The 16,806-nt window shown below is 62.7% G+C and carries 16 protein-coding genes and 1 pseudogene; 7 read left to right on the top strand and 10 right to left on the bottom strand.

Annotated elements, in window-relative coordinates; all coding sequences use genetic code 11:
- Positions 1-2 precede the first annotated feature (2 nt).
- Positions 3-575, bottom strand: a complete 573-nt coding sequence (locus tag NKF26_RS20365; RefSeq protein ID WP_253234812.1) for a DUF502 domain-containing protein — start codon at positions 573-575, stop codon at positions 3-5.
- Between the two features lie 240 nt (positions 576-815).
- On the opposite strand from NKF26_RS20365, the gene NKF26_RS20370 reads away from it, so the two are divergent.
- Positions 816-1,484 carry a helix-turn-helix domain-containing protein gene (locus NKF26_RS20370; protein WP_253227911.1) on the top strand — a complete coding sequence of 223 codons (669 nt, stop codon included), beginning with the start codon at positions 816-818 and terminating at the stop codon, positions 1,482-1,484.
- Positions 1,485-1,651: 167 nt separating this feature from the next.
- Complete coding sequence (locus tag NKF26_RS20375; protein WP_253227912.1) at positions 1,652-2,608, top strand: AEC family transporter; 957 nt, start codon at positions 1,652-1,654, stop codon at positions 2,606-2,608.
- Positions 2,609-2,611: 3 nt separating this feature from the next.
- Here NKF26_RS20375 and NKF26_RS20380 read toward each other — a convergent pair whose 3' ends face one another.
- From NKF26_RS20380 to NKF26_RS20395, 4 genes are read right to left on the bottom strand one after another with little or no spacing between them, the layout of a single operon-like run.
- Positions 2,612-3,703, bottom strand: a complete 1,092-nt coding sequence (locus tag NKF26_RS20380) for an AI-2E family transporter (RefSeq protein WP_253227913.1) — start codon at positions 3,701-3,703, stop codon at positions 2,612-2,614.
- A 52-nt stretch (positions 3,704-3,755) separates the two neighbouring features.
- On the bottom strand, positions 3,756-3,944 hold the full coding sequence (locus NKF26_RS20385) for a hypothetical protein (RefSeq protein ID WP_253227914.1): 189 nt from the start codon (positions 3,942-3,944) through the stop codon (positions 3,756-3,758).
- 55 nt (positions 3,945-3,999) lie between these two features.
- Complete coding sequence (locus tag NKF26_RS20390; RefSeq protein WP_253227915.1) at positions 4,000-5,715, bottom strand: SulP family inorganic anion transporter; 1,716 nt, start codon at positions 5,713-5,715, stop codon at positions 4,000-4,002.
- A 13-nt stretch (positions 5,716-5,728) separates the two neighbouring features.
- Positions 5,729-6,688: a PrsW family intramembrane metalloprotease gene (locus NKF26_RS20395; protein ID WP_253227916.1), complete on the bottom strand. Its 960-nt coding sequence runs from the start codon at positions 6,686-6,688 to the stop codon at positions 5,729-5,731.
- 301 nt (positions 6,689-6,989) lie between these two features.
- Between NKF26_RS20395 and NKF26_RS20400 the strand changes: the two are divergent.
- The 5 genes and pseudogenes from NKF26_RS20400 to NKF26_RS20420 form a co-directional block, all read left to right on the top strand.
- A pseudogene (locus NKF26_RS20400) lies at positions 6,990-7,646 on the top strand (MFS transporter); the annotation flags it as partial.
- A 112-nt stretch (positions 7,647-7,758) separates the two neighbouring features.
- Positions 7,759-8,523, top strand: a complete 765-nt coding sequence (locus NKF26_RS20405) for an MFS transporter (protein ID WP_253234824.1) — start codon at positions 7,759-7,761, stop codon at positions 8,521-8,523.
- A 109-nt stretch (positions 8,524-8,632) separates the two neighbouring features.
- Complete coding sequence (locus NKF26_RS20410) at positions 8,633-9,451, top strand: hypothetical protein (protein WP_253227918.1); 819 nt, start codon at positions 8,633-8,635, stop codon at positions 9,449-9,451.
- 121 nt (positions 9,452-9,572) lie between these two features.
- Positions 9,573-10,784, top strand: coding sequence for a galactokinase (galK, locus tag NKF26_RS20415; RefSeq protein ID WP_253227919.1), 1,212 nt, complete (start codon positions 9,573-9,575; stop codon positions 10,782-10,784).
- Between the two features lie 209 nt (positions 10,785-10,993).
- Positions 10,994-11,650, top strand: coding sequence for an O-methyltransferase (locus NKF26_RS20420; protein ID WP_253227920.1), 657 nt, complete (start codon positions 10,994-10,996; stop codon positions 11,648-11,650).
- Between the two features lie 33 nt (positions 11,651-11,683).
- Here NKF26_RS20420 and NKF26_RS20425 read toward each other — a convergent pair whose 3' ends face one another.
- From NKF26_RS20425 to NKF26_RS20445, 5 genes are all read right to left on the bottom strand, one after another.
- Entirely contained in the window at positions 11,684-12,457 is a 774-nt protein-coding gene (locus NKF26_RS20425; RefSeq protein WP_253227921.1) for a sulfite exporter TauE/SafE family protein, read from the bottom strand.
- 10 nt (positions 12,458-12,467) lie between these two features.
- Entirely contained in the window at positions 12,468-13,760 is a 1,293-nt protein-coding gene (locus NKF26_RS20430; RefSeq protein WP_253227922.1) for an NRAMP family divalent metal transporter, read from the bottom strand.
- Positions 13,761-13,922: 162 nt separating this feature from the next.
- Entirely contained in the window at positions 13,923-14,228 is a 306-nt protein-coding gene (locus tag NKF26_RS20435; RefSeq protein ID WP_253227923.1) for a hypothetical protein, read from the bottom strand.
- A gap of 323 nt (positions 14,229-14,551) precedes the next feature.
- On the bottom strand, positions 14,552-15,349 hold the full coding sequence (locus NKF26_RS20440) for a creatininase family protein (RefSeq protein ID WP_253227924.1): 798 nt from the start codon (positions 15,347-15,349) through the stop codon (positions 14,552-14,554).
- A 93-nt stretch (positions 15,350-15,442) separates the two neighbouring features.
- The gene (locus NKF26_RS20445; protein ID WP_253227925.1) at positions 15,443-16,774 is read right to left on the bottom strand and encodes an APC family permease; all 1,332 of its coding nucleotides are present in this window, start codon (positions 16,772-16,774) and stop codon (positions 15,443-15,445) included.
- Positions 16,775-16,806: the final 32 nt, after the last annotated feature.

Genomic DNA, 16,806 nt, shown 5'->3' on the forward strand with positions numbered 1-16,806 from the left:
GATCAGTCCTGATATCGAGCCACGTCTTGCCCCGTCAGACGTCGGAGTTGGTCTTCGCTCAGCCCCTCCGTACTGGCTCCCATCTCGTCCAGTCCGACGCCGCTGGTGACGAGGGCGCGGAACGCGACTTCCAGTGGAATATCGACGTCCAGGAGGTCGTCGTTGGGGACGTTGACGACGAAGCCGCCCATCACCGGGTTTGGAGCCATTGGAAGGAAGACGGTGGTCATCTTCTCCTCGCCGGTCGCTTTTCGCACCTCGTCCGGCGTCTCCGCCGTGACGAACGCGAACGTGTACGTGTCATCGGTCGGGAATTCGAGCAGTTTCACGTCCCGAAAGTGGTCCTCGTCGCTCTCGACCATCGCGTCCCCCATCCGCCGGAAGCTTCGATAGACGGTTCCGAGTCCCGGAATCTGGCTGATGGCGTAATCGAAGTTGTCGATGGCGCGCTCGCCGACCGGCGAGTGCGCGACGAACCCGACCATCATTATCATGGACACGATGACCAGTACCGCGATGCCACCGAGGACGAGTATGGAGCTGACAGGAACGAGTCCCAAGATCGGAATCAGCATATTCCTGACAAACTTTAGCAAAACGACGACGACGTACAACGTTATGAGAAGGGGAACGACGACGGTAATACCCGTGAGCGCCGTCTCCCGTGTTTTATCGAATAGTGACAAGTCGTCCGAGGTAGCCATCGTACAGCACACTCGGGCGGGGGAGTAAGAGCGTACTGGCTGAATATTCCAGCAAGAAAATTCATCAGCCACCAGCAGAGTAATCCCTCGGAAGCGCCTAGCTCTATCTCCATGAGTACAATCGCCATCGTGCGACTTCCGGCATCGGACTTCGCACTGGAGGCGACACTCGAACGGGTTCCAGGCGTTACGTTCGAAGTAGAACGTGTCGTCGCACCCGAAGCCGAGCGGGTAATGCCCTACGTCTGGGCGACGGCAGACCCGGACCAGTTCGACGCCCTCCACGCCGCCCTCGAAGACGACCCGACAACCGACGGTATAGAGCTTCTCGCGGACCTGGACGACGAATGGCTGTTTCGAATGGAGTGGATCGGGAAAACCAGATTCGTCATCCACATCCTCGTCGAGGAGAGCGGAACGATAATCGACGCGAACGGCTCTGGCGACGAGTGGAAACTACGGATCCTGTTTCCCACTCGGGACGCATTGGGCGCGACGTACCAGTACTGCGAAGAACACGGCATTCCGCTCGAAATCGAGCAGATCTACCGACTCGACGAATCCCCCCGACGGGGACAGTACGGACTCACGAAGGAGCAGTACGACACCCTCGTCGCCGCGCTGGAGGAGGGCTACTACGACATCCCGCGGACGATTTCGGGCGAGGAACTCTCCCGTGACCTCGGAATCTCACACCAAGCCCTCTCCGAACGACTCCGTCGTGCGTACACGAACCTGATAGCGAACGCGCTCGTCATCGGCGAAGGCGAACTCGAATAGTCGTTTCGTCGCCCGTCCAGTTGCAGTTGAACTATCCTGATTCATCATAAAACATAACGATTATCCAAATATATGCGGGATTGACCGCAGAACGTGGCTTTAATTCGGTCGTCAGTAGAGTATCGTTCGATGGATTACGAGACGATAGCCGATGCGAGGAGCAGTCGATGAGTGCGATATCCGCGTTCACCTCCGCAATCCTCCCGATCATCGCCATCGCGGGCGTCGGATACGTCATCGGGTGGCGAACCGGCATCTCGGTCGGTCAGCTCAACACGGTCGCGCTGAACTTCTTTCTCCCGGCGCTCGTCTTCCACGGAATCGTCACCACCGATTTGAGCGGCAAGACGGTGCTCAACCTCGGTCTCGCCGTCTTCGCGTACACGCTCGTAATGATGGGCGTCGCGTACCTCAGCGGGCGAACGCTCGACCTGCCGGACGCCGCCCTGCCCGGCGTCGTGTTGGCGAGCGCGTTCCCGAACTCCGGGTTCGTCGGAATCCCGCTCACGGAGTTCGTCTTCGGCGACGTCGGGCGAACAACGGCGACGCTGTTTCTCACGATACAGAGCGTCATCCTCTACACGGTCGGCGTCTACGTCGTCTCCGCGAGCAGCGACAACACCGCGGGCGTGCGAAGTGCGGTCCGAGAAGTGTTTCGACTGCCGCTCGTCTACGCCGTCGTCCTCGCAGCGCTCGTCCGTTTTCTGGGCCTCGTTCCGCCCGTCGATGGAACGTTCATGACGACGCTCGATAGCGTCGGGTCGGCGTCAGTCCCGTTGATGCTCACCGTCGTCGGCATCCAACTGGCCGAGGTGGACCTCGGCGGACTGCACCGAATCGCGCTCCCGACGGCGCTCAAACTCGTCGTCGCGCCGGTTCTGGGGGCGGGTATCGCGGTCGTCGTCGGCTTCACGCGACCGCACGTGGGCAACATCTTCATCCTCGAATGTGCGACGCCCGCCGCCGTCACCCCGCTCGCCCTCACCATCGCCTACAGCGACCACGACGAGGAGTCGCTCTCGACCGCCGAGTACATGAGTACCGTCATCTTCGTCACGACGGTCCTCAGCGTCGTCATCCTGACCGCGCTCGTGGTTGCCATTCAGGGCGGCTATCTCTTTTAATCATCAACCGTCATTCGATTCCGGAGATCCGGGCCACGACAACGTCGGAAACACGACCCAGAGGAACTGCACCACGACGACCATGATGAACGGGCCGAGGAAGATACCGTACCAGCCGAAAATCGGCGGGCCGAGGAGATAGGCGAACACGATGAGGCTCGTCGGGAACAGCCGTCCCGAGAGAACCGGACGGATGTAGGTCCGGACGACGTTGTCGAACGCGATTTCCATGATGAGCAGGAGCAGGATCGGGAACCAGAGCCGAACGGGGTCGGTTTCGAGCGCGACGATGGCGAGGTAGGCGACGACGAAGAAGTAGACGATGGAGCGCCCGACGAGCGGGACGATGGTGGCGAGGCCGGTCGCAACCGCCACGAGCATCGTCTGGGGAATCGCCATGCTCGGCGGCGCGACGAGGTTGAGCAGGTTGTAGATGACCGCGGAGAGGATGATGATGACGAAGATGGTCAAGGTGTAGCCGAAGAAAACGGAGTTCAGCCCCTGATCGACGGCTTGCAGGTACCGATAGGTACTCGTTTCCTCGTCCGCGACCGTCCGCCGGAACCAACCCGTGATCGTCGCCTCGTCGCGGACGAGGAAGAAGACGAAGACGAGCGTGAGAAACAGGTTGTACGATTGGGCCGCGAACGCCCCCACGAACCCACGAATCCGGAAGACGAACGATCGAATGGACGGGTTGCTGAGCAGTTCGGAGACCGAATCGTACCACCCCTCGGGTGTCGCCGGAATCGCCCCAAAATTGAAACCCGGAAACAGGGTTCGAACCAGTCGTTCGACGTCTGCGGCGCGGACGGCCGAAAGCTGGCCGAATGCGATCACGGCGATTGCCGCGAGCAGCGCGATGAACGGCAGGATGATGAGCGCCAGCGTCAGGATAGTGGCGATTCCGGACGGCACTCCCCGCTCCTGGAGCCATCTGGCGATCGGTCGGGCGACGTAGTACAAAAAGAGGCCGAAGACGAACCAGCCGAGATACGAATCGAGCGACGTGACGAGCACGACGGCCAACGCGGCGGCGAACACCCACCAACCGAGTTCGGTCGAACTCGGGCCATCGTCGCGCTCGAATTTCATGAACTCCTCCGGATACGGGAGGATACATCGAGAAGGATGATAGTTTGGTGGGTCATTCCGACCGGTCGTCGTCGGGGAGAAGGGTGATCAATTGACTACCGAACGCGATCAGACCGATGAACAACCCACCGAAGGCTATCAAATCGCCATGAGTTCCGGGAACGTCGTAATCGAGAGTCATCCAGATGGCAACCAGCACGAGGAGAATGGCGAACAGGAGGATGTCAGTCGTCCGACTCATACACTTTCGTTTCGTTATTTTCTGATAATCGTTTCGAATCCGTGATAGCAGTGCGTCACCACTCCCGTTGCCACTCGTCGATGACCGTCACGACGCGCTCGTTGAGCGGCACGTCGCCGAACGGTTTCGCGGAATCGATGGCGGCGAGGGTGTCCCGAACCGGGCCGTCGGCCTCGGCCAATCGAAAGTCGATACCGCGCTTTTCGAGGTCCTTGGCTAACGATACGAGCATGTCGGCGGCGGTGAGGTCGACCGTCGGCGACGAGCGCATGTCGAGGACGACGAGCGAGACGGGGCGCTCGCGGGTATCGACCTCGTCCATGACTGCCGCACGGATTGTCGGCGCGTTGGCGAAGAACAACTCGGCGTCCACGCGGTACACCAGCACGCCCGGAACGCGTTCGTTTTCCGGATGGCGCGACAGGTCGCTGAACTCGTCCGACCCCGGAACCCTGCCAATCGTAGCCGTGTGCGGGTAGGTCGCCCGCGCCACGACGACGAGGATCGAGACGAGGACGCCGATGAACACGCCCGACAGCATCCCGAAGAAGAGGACGCCGAGAAACGCGGACGCGGCCGTGGCGAACTCCGGCTTGTCGATGCGGTAGATGCGCTTGAGTTCCGACACGTCGACGAGTCCCGAGACGGCGACGATGACGACGGCGGCGAGGACGGTTTCGGGAAGCGTCGTGAACAGATCGGTCAAAAACAGGAGGACGAGGGTGATAGCAACCGCCGCGACGCCGCTCGTGAGTTGTGTCTTTCCGCCGATTTCGTCGTTGAGCGCGCTTCGGGACATGCTCCCCCCGACGACGAAGCCGTGACCGATTCCCGCCGCGAGGTTCGTGAGACCGTCCGCGAGGAGTTCCTGATTCGCGTCCACGGAGTCGTCGTGCCGCCGGGCGAACGTCTCGACGGCTCCCATCCCCTGGACGTAGGAGAGCAAGAAGAGCGCGAACGCGACGGGGAGCAGGTCGGGGAGTGTTCCCGTGGTCAGCGTCGGAATCGAGAGCGGCGGCAAGCCGTTCGGAATGTTCCCGACGATTTCGACGCCCCGTGCCTCCAGATTCGTCACGGCAACCAGTCCGGTGGCGAGGAGAACAACGAGGAGCGCGGTCGGAAAACGCCTCGCGTAGCGTTCCCCGAGGACGAGCAGGACGATGGCGGCAATGCCGACCGCGAGCGTCGGCAGGTTCGTAGCTCCGAGGTGGGAGACGACGAACCCCAGTCGGTCGAAGAAGGTGCCGCTGGCCCGTGGAATCCCGAACAGTTTGTCGAGTTGGGTCGCCGTAATGTACAGCGCCGCGCCCGCCGAGAAGCCGGTCAGGACGGATTCTGAGATGAAGTTCACGACGAAGCCGAGTCGGAACAGCCACGCGACGACGGAGACGAGACCGACGAGCAGCGTCGTCAGCGCCACGAGCGAGGCGTAGTCGGCCGGGGAGCCGCTGGCCACCGAGCCGACACCCGACGCGACGAGGATGGCGAGCGCGGACGTCGGACCGTAGATGACCTGTTTCGACGTGCCGACGAACACGTACGCGAGGAGGGCGAGGAGACTCGCGTACAGGCCTGTTTCCGGCGGTAGACCGGCCAGCGAGGCGTAAGCCATCCCCTCGGGCAGGATGGCGGCGGCAACCGTGATGCCCGCGAACAGGTCCGGACGGAACAACGACGCATCGTAGCGGGGAAGCCAGCGAGCGATCGGAAGGACCGATTCGACGAGTCCACCGTCCGTATCTCCGTCCCGGTGCGAGGATTCCGGAGCCATTCGATGACCTCAGTTACGAGGGACTCTGTTCGGGCTGTTCCGTCGCCTGCTGATACTTGTGGCGGTACCGCGATATCTTTCGGTAGAGAATCGCAAGGAAGATGCCGTCGTAAACGATGACGAAGGCGATGAACGTCACCCCCGTCAGCGGGAGGTACGTCACCAGCGTATCGTAGGTCGCGTGAATGAGCGCGGCGATGAGCAGGCCCTTGACGATGATGGGACCGCGATTTTCCGGGTTCCCCTTCGCCAAGCCGAGGTAGTAGCCCGCGAACGACGCGTAGATGACGTGGCCCGGGCCGACGAACGACCGCTGTGCGGCGGTGCCGACCACGACGCTGACGAGCCTCGACATCGGAAGCTTGCCCGCCGTGAACAGCGCGTTCGTGATGTACGTGAAGTTCTCGATGGTCGCGAAGCCGAGTCCGGCGAACGCGCCGAACACCGCGCCGTCGATGGCGGCGGAGAGGTACTCGGTTCGATAGGCGTACAACCGCGAAGCGAGCCACTTCGACGTCTCCTCGACCGGACCGACTTCCAGATAGAAGAACAGAACCGTTCCGACGACGGGAATCAGCTGGAAAACGGGTTGCAGCGCCGTGTTGAGCAGGGACGCGAACCCCGCGAACAACACGCCCAGCAGGAACGTCACCGCGAGCGGCGCGAGCGGTTCCCGCTGGACGTCGTCGCCGTACCAAATGAGCGCCGCGAGGACGAACGCCGGAATCACCGACAGAAACGTCAACACCCCCAGCGCCGGTTCCACGAACAGGATGAACCCCGTGGCCGCGAGTTGCGCGACGAACAGCAACACCGCGAGTACGACGAATATCCGTTGCCAGTTGTTCGTGAGCCCACTGTAGATACCGACCGACACCCGGTCGAGCACCGTCCGTTTCTCCCACGTGGTAACGTCGTACAGGTCTTCTTCCCGAAGCGATCTTTCTATCTGCTCGTCTTCACTCCCACCCATAACCCGTAAACAACCCGACACGCCATAATCGTTGTTGGCAACGACGGGCGGTCCACTACTTCGATCCTTCGGACTGCGCGGATCGTGTTGACGGGACAGAGATTTAGCCGAGGCGAACGTTTCTAGGGTCCGACGAAGAAGTTCTTCGGGGACGGGGGGACGATGAAGTTCGTACCATCGAACGCAGAGGGGAGAGGAACGAGCGAGGTGAACGGAGGGAGTCGTGGCTGAGGCGGACGCAGCGGACACGGAGGACGCGGTTTCGGTCTGGGAACCCTTGGGCGAACCCGTTTTCCGGGCGATGTGGACGGCAGCTCTGGTGTCGAACGTCGGGACGTGGATGCAGAACGTCGGCGCGGCGTGGCTGATGACCTCGCTGACCACCTCGGCGCTGTTGGTCGCGCTGGTGCAGACTGCGACGACGCTCCCGGTCGTCCTCGTGTCGCTTCCAGCGGGTGCCATCGGCGACATCGTGGACCGGCGCTGGCTGCTGTTGGTGGTTCAGGCGTGGATGCTGATCAGCGCCGTGATACTGAGCGGGCTGACGGCGGTCGGCGCGACGACGCCATGGGTACTGCTGTTGCTAACGTTCTCGCTCGGCTTCGGCACCGCGTTCCTGAACCCGACGTGGCAGGCGATTCAGCCGGAGTTGGTCCCGCGAAGGGAGCTTCCGGCGGCGATTTCGCTGGGCGCAGTAGGGTTCAACATCGCCCGCGCAGTCGGTCCGGCGGTCGGCGGCCTCATCCTCGCTGCGACCGGCACGGCGACGGTGTTCTTCCTCAACGCGGTGTCGTTCGTCGCCGTCCTCGTCGTCGTGTATCGCTGGAAGCGGGAACCGACGACATCGGACCTACCGCCAGAGCGGCTATCGGAGTCGATCTATCGCGGGGTGCGGTTCGTCCGGAACGCCCCGGCCTTGCGGTCAGTGCTGGCTCGAACGGTGCTGTTCATCACCTTCGCCAGCGCGATTTGGGCGCTGTTGCCCCTGCTCGTCCGCAATCAACTCCACCTCGGCGCGGGGGGGGTACGGCATCGTCCTCGGCGTCACGGGTCTCGGGTCGGCGGCAGGAATCACCGTCCTCGAACGGGCGCGAAAGCATTTCACGACGAACCAAGTCGTCCTCGGGGCGTCAGCCCTGTTCGGCCTCGTGCTAGTGGTGCTGGGAACCGTCCACATCGTCCTCGTCGCGCTGGTCGCTGTCGCGCTCGGTGGTCTCGCGTGGATTTCCGTCCTATCGAGCCTGAACACCGCCGTGCAGACGCTCTCGCCCGAGTGGGTCCGTGCACGGACGCTGTCGGTGTACATGCTGTTCTTCCTCGGCGGGATGGCGGTCAGCAGCCTCGGATGGGGCGTCGTCGCCGACCATCTCGGCACGCCGATGGCGTTCGTCATCGCCGGAGTCGGGTTGGTCGGCGGCCTCGTCGGGGGTATTCACTGGCGGATTCCCGAGACGGACGACCTCGACCTGCGACCCTCCGGGGACTGGTTCAACCCCAGAACTGAGTTCGAACCGCCCCCCGACACCGGCCCGGTGCTCGTCAGCGTCGAGTATCGAATCGACCCGGCGACGGCCGACGATTTTCTGGCGGCCGTGGAAAAGTTGGGGCGCGTGCGGCGGCGGAACGGCGCGCGATACTGGAACGTGTTCCGCGACACCGAAACCGACGACCGCTACCTCGAAGTGTATCTCACGGGGACGTGGATGGCCCACCTCCGCGAACACGAGCGCGTTTCGGTAGCCGACCGGGAGATACAGAGCCGAGCGGTGTCGTTTCACGTCGGCGACGAACCGCCGCAGGTCTCGCACTTCGTCTCGGGGATGGACGAGTACTGACGCCGCGAGTATTTGATTGATGGAGAACAGTTATCCCAGTTGTCTGTGTTTGTTTGCGTATGTTCCCTCCAACGAAGAAATCCGTCGTCCGGAACGGTGATGATTCGCCGTGAGGTTCCTCGAATATCTCTCCGACGGCTTCGACCGTCTCGGAGACCTGCTCCCCCTCGCGGTAGTGCCGCTCCTCGCAACTTTCATCGACATCGACAAGATTCGAAAAGTGTCGGAGGTGAACGGGCTCCGACTTGGAGTGTCGTTTCACTTTCCGACGGGCCTACCGACGTTCTGGACGTTCGTGAGCCTCCCGAACACGACGACGGGGATTCACATCTCGCCGATGTGGTATTTCGTGCCGATATACGCCGTCGTCACGAGCATCCTCATGGGCGGCTTTCTCGGAAGTATCCGGGACGGCATCGAAACCGGCAGCTACGATTTCACGTACAACGCTCGCAACTACTTCCTTCCGCTCTTGGGCTACACGGTTCTGGTGTGGGTCGCCATCCTCGCAACAGGCGGTGCCGCGTTGGTATTTGCGCCGCTCATCTTCGTTGCACTTCTCGTACTGTTGGTTCTGAATTTCGTGTTCTACGGCGTTCCCTTCATCGTCGTCGTGGACGACCGTTCGCTGACCGAGGCGCTCCGACGGAGCTACGAACTCGCCACGGGAGAGTCGAAGTACGCCACTTTCGGCGTCGGCTATCTCGTCGTCGTCTTCCTGCTGTCGCTCGTCGGAACGCTCTTCATCAATCTCGGTATCGCCGGTATCGTTATCGGGGCGGTCCTTTCGGCACCCGTTTCGCTCGCGCTGACGGTCGCCACCGTCGAGTTCTTCATCGATCTCAGGTCGCCGGGGAGCAACCCCGTCGAACGACCACCGACCGAACGGTCCGATTGGCCACCCACCGAACGGTCCGATTACGACTAGCACCCACGATTCTCGGATTTTATCACTGTCGGTGCCGAAGCCGTGGCCATGCACGTTGCAGACGAGCGGCCCTCCAATCGGACGGGAAAAACGACGCGTCGGCGAGCGGAGATGATGACACGTGGGTGATGGTGACGATGGTGACGAAGGCTCTGACCTCCGGAGAATCGCGGTCGAGCAGTTCGGCGACGAGGATGCGGAATTCGTGCGGGCTTCCGCACCCGGCCGGGTGAATCTCATCGGCGGACACACGGACTACAACGGCGGCTTCGTTCTCCCCGTCGTGATCGATCGGCGAACCGAAATCGCGGTGCGCCCCCGCACCGGAACCCGCGACCGTCCCGACCGTACCGTTCGCGCATACTCGACGAACTTCGAAGAGAGTCGTGAGTTCTCCCTCGATTCGCCCCCGAGCGAGGGATCATCGTGGCTCGGCTACATCGAGGGAATCGCCCGGGAACTCGCCAAGGGAGCGCCGGGAGTTTCGGGGTTCGACCTCGTCGTGGACGGCGACGTTCCGATGGGGGGCGGCCTGTCGTCGTCCGCGTCGCTCGAACTGGCGACTGCGACAGCGCTGAACGAGGCGTGGGACTTCGATTACACCCCGACCGAACTCGCGGATCTCGGGTGGCGGGTCGAACGGGAGTTCGTCGGCGTCGAATGCGGCATCATGGACCAGTTCGTCGTCGCGCTCGGCGAGCGGAACCACGCGCTGTTTCTCGACTGCCGCACCCGAAACTACGAGCGCTACTCGCTGGACGAGGACGTTCGCGTCGTCGTGACGAACACGAACGTCGAACACGAGTTGGTCGATTCGGCGTACAACGAGCGGGTCGCCCAGTGCGCGGAAGGCGTCGAACTGCTGGACGAACTCCTGTCCGACGACGTGAGCGCACTGCGTGACGTGTCGGTCGCCGAGTTCGAGGCGGTCGAGGACGAACTTCCGGAGACGATACGAGAGCGGTGCGGACACGTCGTGTACGAGAACGAGCGCGTTCGCGAGGCCGCGAACGCGCTCGAAACAGGCGAGATGGCGCACGTCGGGGAACTGATGGATGAATCGCATCGAAGCCTCCGGGACTCCTACGAGGTCAGCTGTCCGGAGCTCGATTTCGTGGTGGAAACGGCGGGCGACATCGACGCCGAACTCGGTTCGCGGATGACTGGTGCCGGGTTCGGCGGCTGTGTCGTGAGCCTCGTCCGGGCGGAATCCGTCGAATCCTTCGCGGAAACCGTTCGGGAGGCGTATCTCGCCGAAACCGGCATCGAACCCGACGTCTTCCCGTGCGCCGTCGGCGACGGCGCACGGGTCGAAGCGGGACTTGAGAACTGACCGCCACGGAATCGAAACGGCGGAGGAAGGCGGGCGGCGGCGAACGTTCGCCGCCGCCCGCCAGCGAACCGGTGGTTCAAACCTGGGAACCCGGCGGTTCATACCGGTGAGACCGGCGGTTCATACCGGTGAAACCGGCGATTCGTACCGGTGAAAATTTGGAGCACGTACCCACGAGAATTATCGTCCTTCCACGTGTAGGCCGTCGTATGACGGAGATCCTTCCCGAGAAGTCGAAGCGTTTCGTACGTGCCGCGGTCGCCGAACCGGACGAAACCCTGCAAGCGATGGAGGAGCGCGGCGAGGACTTCCCGACCGTCGGTCGGGAAGTCGGGCAGTTTCTGCGGTTGCTCGCGTACGCGGTGGACGCCGAGCGGATTTTCGAGTTCGGGTCCGGTTTCGGCTACTCGGCCTACTGGTTCGCCGAGGCGCTGCCGGAGGACGGCGAAATCGTCCTCACGGAGTACGACGCGGACGAACTCGACGAAGCACGGGAGTACCTCGAAGCGGGCGGGTTCGCCGACCGCGCCACCTTCGAGAACGGCGACGCGAACGAAATCGTCGATCATCACGACGGCCCGTTCGACGTGGTGCTCATCGACCACAACAAGGACGGCTATCCCGAAGCGTGGGAGTCGATCCGAGGGAAAGTCGCACCCGGGGGCGTCGTCATCGCCGACAACGCGATGATCGCCGGGCGGCAGGACTTCGACGCGATTCTCGACGCCATCGAAGGTGGAAACCCGGAGATGAACGAGAACACCCGCGGCATCGCGGAGTATCTGCTGGCGGTGCGCGACGACCCCGACTTCGAGACGAGCGTGATTCCACTGGGCGAGGGAATCGCCGTGAGTTATCGACGATAAGTCGGGAAGAGGGGGGAGGGAAGAGAAGGAAGATCAGAACAGCGCGAGCGCGAATCCGGTGGCGACGAGCGACGCACCGAGCGCGAGTTTGAGTCGGGACGGTTCGACGCGGTGGGCGACCCGCCACCCGACGACGACGCCGAGGAGTTCGGGGACGCCAACCGCGACGGCCAGCGGAACCGACACGGCACCCTGCGTCAGGTAGGTCATCGCCGCGAACGCAGAGAGGAACACCGACTGGACCTGTGCGGCCGCCAGCGCGTCGAGCATCGAGACGCCCAGTACGATGAGGACGGGGACGGCGATGACCGGACCGCCGACGCCGAGCAATCCACCCACAACGCCGATACCGAGCCCGAGACCGCCGAATACCGCGATTCCGACCGTCGAATCGTGGTCGAACGACCACTTCGACCCGAGGCCGTGCCGTTCCCGATAGACGATGGTGACGCCGACGAGGGCGGTGAACGCCGTCAGCATGGTGCCGAACGAACCGGCGGCGAGAATCGTGTTGGCGAACGCCCCGAGGACGGCACCGACGATGCTCGGAACCGTCACGAGAACCGCGAGTCGTCGGCCCGAACGCGACCGGAGTTCGCCGGAACGGACGTACGTGAACGTTCCGAGGAGACCCGTGAACACGAACGTCGTCATCGCCGTCCCGGCGACGACGGACGACGAGACGTCCGTGAGCGCGAACAGGGCGACCGTGATGAAGATTCCGCCGGGGCCGACGGCGGTGATGCCGACGCCCGAGAGGAACGCGATGACGACGAGAATCGTCAGCGTCGTCGGTTCGGGGAGCATCCGTCGGGAATCAGAGTCCTCCGGAGGTCAGCGCGTCGATGAAGCCGGGGAGCGAGGTCACGGCGAGGTAAATCGACAGGAGGACGAGCAGGACGTTCAGCCCGGCCATCACGATGCCGTTCTTGTGCTCGCCCATCGTCTTCCGGTCGTTGACCGCCCAGAACAGCACGAGGGCCGTAATCGGCAGGCCGACGATGCCGTTGTACGCCGGGAACAGGAGTATCATGTCGATGATGCTCAGGCCCGCGAACTGGTGGACGAGCGGCGAGAGGCTACCGAGACCGACGCCGACGGCGTAGATGATCTTGAACTCACGGCTCGCGCTGTCGGCGACCTTGCCGCGCGCGTTCTGCAAGAGGTACGCCGGCGTCCACATTATCGGAATGATGCTGTTGAACGCGGCGGCGACGGTCCCGATGAGGAAGACGTACATCGCCCACTTGCCGAACACGCCCGCCAGCGCCTTGCCGGGCGTGATGAACGTGTCGAGTTGGGTGTATCCCGCGGGGCGCAACACGGCGGCCGCCACGACGACGATGGCCGCCGTCGTCAATCCGCCGACGACGTAGCCGATGCCAAGGTCGCGGCGCATCTCCGGGACGTCGTCCTTGCCGACCCAGCCCTTCTCCGAGACGAGGTTCGATTCGAGGAAGAAGTTCGGCCACAGGGCGGTGGTTCCGATGATTGACGCGGCGAGCGTCAGCGCGCCGACGGCCGGAATCTTCGGGATGAACCCACCCACGAGATGGGTCACGGATGGCGTGCTCACGCCCGCAACGACCATGTAGACCACGAGCAGGATGAGCATCATCGCGGTCATGATCCGCTCGATACCGTCGTAGTTCATCACGCCGACGAGGATGGCGAGCACCCCGGTCACCAGCGCGAGCGGTTGCCAGCCGATGGCACCGCCGAGCAGAATCGAGACGGCCTTGCCGACCGCGGCGGTGAGTTCGAGCGTCCACGCGACACAACCGACCGAGAGGAGTACGGCCAGTACCGTCGCGCCGGTTCCCCCGATTTTCTTACGGACGAACGACATCAACGGTTCGCCGAAAATCCCGAGCCGAGCGCTCATATCCTGCGCCATGAACCCGAGGAACACCGCGCCCACGACCGCCCAGAGGAGACCGTAGCCGTACCGAACCCCTGCGGAACTGGCGATGAACACCGATCCCGACCCGAAGTAGCTCGCGACCATAACGAACCCGAGGCCGTACTTCTGGAAGAAGCCGCTCGTGGCGTCGCGGAGGCCCTCCGAATACTGCGCTATCTTCGACTGCCCACTGCTCTTCGTTGCCATTCTGTCAGTATCGTGGGGCGTCGGCCGTTATTTCCCCATGGCTGTGTGTGCAAGGGGTATTTACGTCAAAAATCGGATTGAAAGGTGTTCTGGCCACGAAAATATAAAATATAATCGGCACTTGAAGTAGGGACGAACGAAGGACCGAGCGCCTTCAGGAGGTCATCCGAGTCGTCCGAGCGTGTCGAGGATAAGGTACGCGACGAGAACGGTTTCGATACCGGCGAGGGCGAGCAGATAGGTCGGCGCAGACCGTTCGTTCCGCTCAGAACCGTCGATGTTCCGATATACTAACGCTCCGGCGAGAATCGAGAATGCGCCCAGAGCAGTTCCGCCCGCCGAACTCGCGGTCACGCCGTCCGTGAACGCCGTCACGGCGTTGTCGAGGACGAACCACAGGCCGAACAGTACGAAGTTGTACGCGTACACGTCGGCCCGACGAATCGCCGGGAATGGGGACGAAGACATCCACGTATCCATCCGCCACAGCCAGTCATCAGTTTTCTGGTGACACCGAAAACGCGAAACGAAGGTTACGACCCTGACCACGAGACTTGGTGGTTGCCTACCTCGGAAATCCGAGCGTCGCCCGTCGAAGGGATTCATCAATATCAGAGAGTGTCGTCAGTAGCAGAGAGAATATCGGTAGCAGAGAATATCATCAGTATCAAGATATATTTCTGGATAGCTATCCAGAAATCCATTCAGAATTCCGTACAGAAATCCATCAGTAGGCGGCACGGGAGATCAAAACACCGAAAAAGTGGGTCGTTCCGAACGAGGCCGGGTTCTCAGTCCCGCCGACTGCCGGGTTGCGGGTCCACGTGCGGTTTCGCCATCAGATCCGAAAATCGGGCGTCGTCCAACCAGTCGAGCAACTGCACCAACTGCTCGGTTGCCGCCTCGAACAGTTCCGCCCCTTTCTCGGGCGTCGCGTCGGTCTGATCGCCGAACACACCGTTTTCGCTGTTGTCGATGGCGTCGTAGAAGTTCCGCGCGCCGTGCTTCGTGAGGTTTCCGGCCGAGATGTCCATCAATCCGTCGTCGCGGGCCTCCGCCAGTCGGTCCTCGTGCACGAGTTCCGGCGCGATGTGCATGATCATCGCCGTCTCCTTCGGACCGCCGTGAGGGCCGTTGTGTTCGAAGATGCTGCTCACGAGTTCCGGAATCGATTCGTCCCACATCCACTCGACGGCGAAGGCGACTTCGTCCCGACGGAGTCGCCGTCCGACCTCCCGCAAGTGCTCCATGTTGCCGCCGTGGGCGTTGACGTAGACGATGCGGTCGATACCGTGGTAGGTGAGGTTGCGCGAAAAGCTCTCGACGTAATCGCGGAACTGCGGCGGGTCCACCGACATCGTCCCGTGGAACTGCATGTGATGCGTGCTGACGCCGACGTTTATCGTCGGCGTGCAGAGATAGCCCGCCCGGTCGGCCGCCTCGCGGGCCAACGCTTCGGCGATGAGGTGGTCGGTGGCGAGCGGAAGATGCGGGCCGTGCTGTTCGGTCGAACCCAACGGGACGACGGCGACGGATTCCTCCGCGACGTAGTCCCCGAGGTCCGGCCACGCTTGGTCGGCGAGGTACATACGAGAGGGAGGGTGCCGAGAGGGCATAAATTTCAGCACGCCGGAAAACGATTCTCCTAGGACAGGCGGTGACCGGCGAGCGAGAACCCACAATCAGAACCGCTTTTCGATGGACTCGACCCCGGTCATGACTTCGTCGCGTTCGAAGTAGAGACCTTCAAGGAGGATCAGGGTGATGGCGATGCCGAAGACGAGGCAGAACACGCCGAACTCGGCGGTGTAGAGGTGCCAGACGAAGATCGGGAGAAAGAGCGCCGTTCCGATCAGTCCGACGAGCGGGATGACCGAGATCAGTTCGGAGCGTTGCGTGTAGGCGAGCGCGTTCATCGCGCCGAAGACGACGATGAACGACAGGGACGCGAACTCCGTGATTGCGGTGAGGCTGCCGTACACCGTCAGCAGAATCGTCAGTCCGCCGATGACGAACAGCGTTTTCGTCGGGACGCCCGCTTCCCGCGTCGGGGCGAGTCGGTCGGGAAGCAGGTCGTCGGTGCTCATCCCCTTCGCGAACAGTGCGGTGCTGAACAGGGTCGCGTTGATGGCGCTGGCGGTGGAGGCCACCGCCGCGACGCCGATCAGGACGTACCCGATTCTCCCGGAGAACTCCCGGGCGGCGATGGCGAGCGCGAGGTCGGGGCTGGCGATCACGGCCCGCTGGTTCGCCACGCTGAGCGCGACGAACGCGACGAGGATGTAGGAAAGCGCCGAAACGGGAATGGAGATGTAGACCGCTTTTCGGATCGTCGCGACCGGATTTTCGATACTCTCCTGATCGTAAAAGAGGAGTTGCCACCCTTCGAACGACACGAACGCGACCGCGGCCGCGAGAACGGGTGCGTCCGGCTGTTTCAGTGTCCGTTCGACCCCGAATTCGAGTTGTCCGTGGGTGTAACCGTACCTGATGCCGAGGATGATGAACAACAGGACGATGATGAGTTTGAGGGCGACGAGGAGGTCTTCCACCACGCCGGATTCGTGGACGCCGAGGAGGTTGACGCCGATGAAGCCGACGATAACGAGGAGGGACAGGACGGGCCGCGACGGGAGGCCGAGGAACGGGAGTTCGGTGATGCCGAAGATAGCTCCGAAGTACGCACCGAACGCGTAGGCGTACATCGCCATCGTGCCGACGTACCCGACGATCAGCGTCCATCCGACCATCCCGGCCAGTGTCGGCCGGTCGAGAAAGACCTCGATGAAGGCGACCGCACCGCCGGACTCTTCGGTCGTCGGAACCCGTTCGTTGAGCTTGACGTAGGAGTAGCCGGTCGCCATGACGACGATACCGGCGATGAGGTAGGCGACCCACGCGGTCGGGCCTGCGACCCGTGCCACGACGCCGAGGACGGCGAAAATCCCCCCGCCGATGATCCCACCGAGGGCGAACGAAACGGCTTCCGTGAGGCCGAGTCGCTCCGTCACCATCCGTCGTACACGAGGACGCGACTGCTCGGATT

Source organism: Haladaptatus sp. AB618, assembly GCF_024136965.1.
Taxonomy (GTDB): domain Archaea; phylum Halobacteriota; class Halobacteria; order Halobacteriales; family Haladaptataceae; genus Haladaptatus.

Coding starts and splice junctions, on each gene's coding strand:
- NKF26_RS20365 (WP_253234812.1), bottom strand. CDS start 575: ATGCTGATTCCGATCTTGGGACTCGTTCCTGTCAGCTCCATACTCGTC.
- NKF26_RS20370 (WP_253227911.1), top strand. CDS start 816: ATGAGTACAATCGCCATCGTGCGACTTCCGGCATCGGACTTCGCACTG.
- NKF26_RS20375 (WP_253227912.1), top strand. CDS start 1,652: ATGAGTGCGATATCCGCGTTCACCTCCGCAATCCTCCCGATCATCGCC.
- NKF26_RS20380 (WP_253227913.1), bottom strand. CDS start 3,703: ATGAAATTCGAGCGCGACGATGGCCCGAGTTCGACCGAACTCGGTTGG.
- NKF26_RS20385 (WP_253227914.1), bottom strand. CDS start 3,944: ATGAGTCGGACGACTGACATCCTCCTGTTCGCCATTCTCCTCGTGCTG.
- NKF26_RS20390 (WP_253227915.1), bottom strand. CDS start 5,715: ATGGCTCCGGAATCCTCGCACCGGGACGGAGATACGGACGGTGGACTC.
- NKF26_RS20395 (WP_253227916.1), bottom strand. CDS start 6,688: ATGGGTGGGAGTGAAGACGAGCAGATAGAAAGATCGCTTCGGGAAGAA.
- NKF26_RS20420 (WP_253227920.1), top strand. CDS start 10,994: ATGACGGAGATCCTTCCCGAGAAGTCGAAGCGTTTCGTACGTGCCGCG.
- NKF26_RS20425 (WP_253227921.1), bottom strand. CDS start 12,457: ATGCTCCCCGAACCGACGACGCTGACGATTCTCGTCGTCATCGCGTTC.
- NKF26_RS20430 (WP_253227922.1), bottom strand. CDS start 13,760: ATGGCAACGAAGAGCAGTGGGCAGTCGAAGATAGCGCAGTATTCGGAG.
- NKF26_RS20435 (WP_253227923.1), bottom strand. CDS start 14,228: ATGTCTTCGTCCCCATTCCCGGCGATTCGTCGGGCCGACGTGTACGCG.
- NKF26_RS20440 (WP_253227924.1), bottom strand. CDS start 15,349: ATGTACCTCGCCGACCAAGCGTGGCCGGACCTCGGGGACTACGTCGCG.
- NKF26_RS20445 (WP_253227925.1), bottom strand. CDS start 16,774: ATGGTGACGGAGCGACTCGGCCTCACGGAAGCCGTTTCGTTCGCCCTC.